The 4,389-nt window shown below is 67.5% G+C and carries 6 protein-coding genes; 2 read left to right on the forward strand and 4 right to left on the reverse strand.

The window, feature by feature from the left end; all coding sequences use genetic code 11:
* Window positions 1–10: 10 nt before the first annotated feature.
* Window positions 11–1,105 (reverse strand): Fic family protein, encoded by a 1,095-nt coding sequence (locus AC08OO_RS21945; RefSeq protein ID WP_476619004.1) that lies wholly within the window; start codon window positions 1,103–1,105, stop codon window positions 11–13.
* Window positions 1,106–1,249: 144 nt separating this feature from the next.
* On the opposite strand from AC08OO_RS21945, the gene AC08OO_RS21950 reads away from it, so the two are divergent.
* Window positions 1,250–1,411, forward strand: a complete 162-nt coding sequence (locus AC08OO_RS21950) for a hypothetical protein (protein WP_476619005.1) — start codon at window positions 1,250–1,252, stop codon at window positions 1,409–1,411.
* A 293-nt stretch (window positions 1,412–1,704) separates the two neighbouring features.
* Window positions 1,705–2,067 (forward strand): SHOCT domain-containing protein, encoded by a 363-nt coding sequence (locus tag AC08OO_RS21955; protein WP_476619006.1) that lies wholly within the window; start codon window positions 1,705–1,707, stop codon window positions 2,065–2,067.
* Between the two features lie 156 nt (window positions 2,068–2,223).
* Here AC08OO_RS21955 and AC08OO_RS21960 read toward each other — a convergent pair whose 3' ends face one another.
* Genes AC08OO_RS21960 through AC08OO_RS21970 form a run of 3 tightly spaced genes read right to left on the reverse strand, consistent with a single transcriptional unit; the run spans window position 2,224 to window position 3,926 of the window.
* Window positions 2,224–3,174 (reverse strand): methylated-DNA--[protein]-cysteine S-methyltransferase, encoded by a 951-nt coding sequence (locus tag AC08OO_RS21960; protein ID WP_476611725.1) that lies wholly within the window; start codon window positions 3,172–3,174, stop codon window positions 2,224–2,226.
* 49 nt (window positions 3,175–3,223) lie between these two features.
* Complete coding sequence (locus AC08OO_RS21965) at window positions 3,224–3,526, reverse strand: methylated-DNA--[protein]-cysteine S-methyltransferase (protein ID WP_476608438.1); 303 nt, start codon at window positions 3,524–3,526, stop codon at window positions 3,224–3,226.
* Window positions 3,527–3,566: 40 nt separating this feature from the next.
* Window positions 3,567–3,926 (reverse strand): hypothetical protein, encoded by a 360-nt coding sequence (locus AC08OO_RS21970; RefSeq protein ID WP_476619007.1) that lies wholly within the window; start codon window positions 3,924–3,926, stop codon window positions 3,567–3,569.
* Between the last annotated feature and the right edge of the window lie 463 nt (window positions 3,927–4,389).

Raw genomic sequence — 4,389 nt, forward strand, 5'->3', positions numbered from 1 at the left:
GTTTTTCGGGTCAGCCGGTGTATGGATCCCTCAAGGTCATGGGCGTGCGCGCGATGTCGAGTGCCGGCTGAGGGAAGCGGGGGCCTGCCGTGTAGTAGCGGGCCCGGGTTCGGCCGACCGGTTCTAGGACTTGGGCGGTGGCGAGGTCGCGGAGGTCGCGTTGCGCCTGTTGCAGGCTCAGGCCCTCGGCATGCTCGTAGCGTGAGCGGCGGACGCGTCCAGCCATGGCCACGTCGTGCAGGGCGGTCACCACTCGCTCGTCCAGACCGGTACTCTTGGCGAATCCGGAGAGTGCGCCCCATACCCGCCCGGAGCGGTCGAGTCGGCCTTGAACGGTCTGGGCCTGCTGGTGGTAGGCGGTCAGGTTGAAGCGGATCCAGCTGGAGACGTCCTGGTCGGGAAGGTACGTCGGGCCCCGACCGGTGAGTTCGCGGTAGTACTCCCAGGTGTTGCCGGGGCGGCCGAGCCACGCCTCGACGGAGGAGAACTCCGGGGCGAGGACGCCTTCGCGGGCGATCATGAGTGTCTGGAGCGAACGGGACATCCGGCCGTTCCCGTCGGCCCAGGGGTGGATGGACACGAGGTGCAGATGTGCCAGAGCTGCTCGCACCAGCAGATGGGTGCCGTTGTCGGCGTTGAGCCAGTCGATGAGTTCCTTCATGAGCGCGGGGACGACATCGGCGTCCGGGGCTGTGTAGGTGGCGATGCTGGGGTCACGGGCGTCGGTGACGTAGACGGGGCCCCGGCGCCACTGCCCGGCCGGCTTGTGCATAGTGTGACGGTGGCCTTGCAACATCCAGTGCAGAGCGTTGAGTAGGCCTTTGCTGTAGCCGAAGTCCTCGGCATCGTGGAGCGTCTGGAGATACGTCATCATCCGCTGATAGGCGAGGGTCTCCTCGCGGTTTTCGTCCGAGACCTCGACATCTCGCTCGCCATCCATCAGATCCTCGACGTCGATCGTGGATACTTTGAAGCCCTCGATGGAGTTCGAGGCTGCGACGGCATCGGCGGTCAGGAACTTCCGGAGCCCCTCAGTCCATTTCGACGGCGCGGTCCGGATTTGGTGCCGCAGTACGTCCCGCATGCCGTCGATCTCGCTAAGCACCTGATCGTCGGCAGGCCTGAGGGCCGGAGCGGGGTAGAGCATGCATCAAAAATAGATTGACGCAGTCATAGCGTCAAGTTAGGGTGCCCCGGTCTCGGGCAGTCAGCGCCCGAGACGTTCCATGGTGAAGGGTCTCGGCTGGGCATGGGTGGCTGGCGGTGGCTTTTCCTCGTCAACGTGCCGATCTGCGTCGCGGCGCTGATCCTGGCCCATCACCACCTCCGGGTAGCCGCGGACGACGGTCGCACCGCCGTCGGGCTGCACCGGGCCACCCACTCCGGCACCGGGCGCGGCAGGAAGCAGTAGGGGCATCCGGGCCGGGTGTAGACGGTGACCGGCGGCTGCTACTCGCTGACGGCGTTCACCGGTGGGACCTGTCGGCGACCGCGGTGTCGTCGACCGGGTCCGGTCGGGGCGCGCCGGATGGTGATGAGGGTACGGGGTCGAAATGTGCAGTGCACCGCCCACGGGGCGCAGAGCTGACCATTCTGGGCAATTGGGCACACGACGGTGAGCGGGTTGACCCAGTGACGTCGGATCGTCCAGCACCTGCGCTCCAGCGCGACTCGCCGCACTCTGGAAGCGGGAGGGGGTGCGGCGTGGGGCCCGGTTCGGGCCGTCCCGTCCGCTCGCTCCGGGAGGTGACAGTGGTGATGTACTGGTACGACGGCTATGGAATGAGCGGCTGGGGCTGGTTTGCGATGTCCCTGGGCATGCTGCTGTTCTGGGCTGTGCTCATCATCGGGGCGGTGCTGGTGGTACGGGCGCTGACCCACGCCGGCGATCGCGGCCGTCCCCCGATGTGGCCACCCGCCCCGCCTCCGGCCGCCGCTGGGCCCGCCGGACCGTCTCCCGAGCAGGTCTTGGCCGACCGCTTCGCCCGCGGTGAGATCGATGAGCAGGAGTACCGTGCCCGTCTGGCCGCGCTCCGCGAGACGGCCGACCGCCTCGTCAAACACTGACGGCCGACCGGGGCCTCGACCGCCTGCGGCACGCTCACCCCGAGCATGGGCGGCCCGGCCGCCGACACCGACCGCACCTTGGCTGACGGCCGTGTTGGCGCTGGTGGCGATGCGTCTGGCGGCCCGTCGTCTTCTTCCTGGTCGACTTCGCGGTGCTCATGCCGCGGCCTCCAGGTTCAGCAGCGTGGCCTTGGCTTCGAGTCCGCCGATGTAACCACCGAGCGTGCCATCGGTACGCAGAACTCGGTGGCACGGGACGACGATCGGCAGCGGGTTGGTCGCACAGGCGGTGCCCACCGCGCGGACGGCCCCGGGGTTGCCGACGAGTTCGGCCATGTCCCGGTAGCTGCGAGTCCGGCCGTATCCGATCTCGGGCAGATGCGTCTGCACGAGGCGCCGGAATCCGCGGGACAGCGACAGGTCGATCGTGAGGTCGAAGACCTGGCGGTGCTTGGCGAAGTATTCGTCGATCTCGCGCGTCACCGTGTCCAGCCGCTTCGGAGCGCGCAGGATGCGCGGGCTGAGCTTCTGGCCGAGGGTCTCCAGCACTCGATCGTGATCCTCGGTGGCGTACGCCACGCGGACCAGACCCTTCCGGGTGGCGGCGAGCAGCAGCTTGCCGACAGGCGAGTCGATGGTGGTGTAGGCGACGTCGACAAGGTCGGCTCGCTCCGCCTTCTGCTCCAGGCGGCGGTGAAGCCGGCTGAAAGTATCGGCATCCATGGGCGTCGGCAGCAGGGCGGTCATGTCGTCATCGTTCGGGAGCCCGTTCACCGCGGCCCACAGGTCGGGATCCCCAGAGCCGGGGATGCCTCGTCCTGTTGGTGCTTCCGGTATCTCCTCGGCTGGTAGAGGGTTTCTCTTCGCGGCACATAGCACATCGATCGCCTTGCGATGCGCGATCGTCACGAGCCATGCCTCCACGTTCGCCGTCTCTGGCAGGTCGGGACAGGCGCGCATGGCGGAGAGGAAGGTCTCCGACCATGCGTCGTCCGCGTCGTCCGCGTCGTACGCGTCGTCCGCGTCGTACGGACCGAGGACGACCCGGCAGACGCGCAGCACGGTTGCGCCGTGCCGCGCGACTACCTTCTCGAACGGCTGTTTCATGTCCATCCCATTGGAGACGTGCTCGCGGTGGCAAACTTGAGATTTTCGGTCAGAACAAGCGTCCGGCGCTGATCTGAGGCGATTCCTCGAGCTCCAGGAGCGTCTGCTTGCGCTTCAGTCCGCCGGCGTATCCCGTGAGGGAGCCATGAGACCCGACGACGCGGTGGCACGGCACGAAGATGCACAGCGGGTTCGCGCCCACGGCCCGTCCGACCTGTTGCGCGAGGCTGCGGACTCCGAGCTGCTCGGCGATACGACCGTATGTGGTCGTGTCACCGCGCTGGATGCTCTCGCCCGGCACGGCGATCATGGCGAGGAGGATGCGCGCGGTTCCCGGTGAGTTCGGCGGCATGGCACTCGTCTGGTTCCTCCGGCCGGCGCCGACACTGGACTCACGGCGTTCCTCGGATGCTCTGCAGGAACCTTCCCGACCCGTCGTCAAGGACCCAGAACGACCAGCCGTTGCGGTGCGGGCTGACACTCGGCTTGTAGTGGCCGACCACGGCGCGAGCCGCACCGGTCGGCGTCTTGAAGCTCTGCCCACCCAGCGGCCCGGCCACGATGTCAATCCGAGACGTCTTCGGGTCGTACCTGCCCTGGGTGCGGTGCCCCTCGTAGTCGGCGTACACCGCCACCGCCTCCGCTTCCTCCGAATGCTGCTCTCCCTCCTTGCTTGCCGACGTGGGTGACGTCGGCATGCCCACCTCCGCCACTAGGCGGGCCACCACCTCGCCTGCCGTACAGCCACTCATGCGCGCAGCCAAGGCGAGCGAGTGACAAGTCTGATCATCCACCTCGATCGAATGTGCCACGATGGCCCCCTCTCGCGTAGAACATACGATCTCTAGAGGAGTTTAAGCAAGATTTTCAAGAGAACGGAGCTTGTGGGTGCTTCCGTCAGGGCCGCGGCAGGAGGTCGTCGACAGACGAGAACGAAACGCCCACCGAAGGGCGGCACGACCTCAGGGCGTCCGCTCAGGGGTAAGCCCGGCGCCTCGGTCGCCGTGTCGCCGCTGTGCGCCCGGCACGCACCTGCTTCCTCGTCGCGAAGGTTCAGGTCCGCAGTCCAAGCGCCGGTGCGTAGTCGCGGCGGCGGTTCGGTTGGGTGAGGATCTCGACGCTGTCGATAGGCCGGCCAGGATCCGCCAGGCGCTGGCCGATGTGCTGGGTCGTACCCGGGACAGCCGCGACAACCGGCTGCAGCACATGGTCGCC

The organism is Frankia sp. CeCAU1 (genome assembly GCF_977971845.1).

What these genes read in the sequence shown, in the direction of transcription:
- AC08OO_RS21950 (WP_476619005.1), top strand. Translation starts at nt 1,250, where the DNA reads ATGGGTGGCTGGCGGTGGCTTTTCCTCGTCAACGTGCCGATCTGCGTC.
- AC08OO_RS21960 (WP_476611725.1), bottom strand. Translation starts at nt 3,174, where the DNA reads ATGAAACAGCCGTTCGAGAAGGTAGTCGCGCGGCACGGCGCAACCGTG.
- AC08OO_RS21965 (WP_476608438.1), bottom strand. Translation starts at nt 3,526, where the DNA reads ATGCCGCCGAACTCACCGGGAACCGCGCGCATCCTCCTCGCCATGATC.
- AC08OO_RS21970 (WP_476619007.1), bottom strand. Translation starts at nt 3,926, where the DNA reads ATGAGTGGCTGTACGGCAGGCGAGGTGGTGGCCCGCCTAGTGGCGGAG.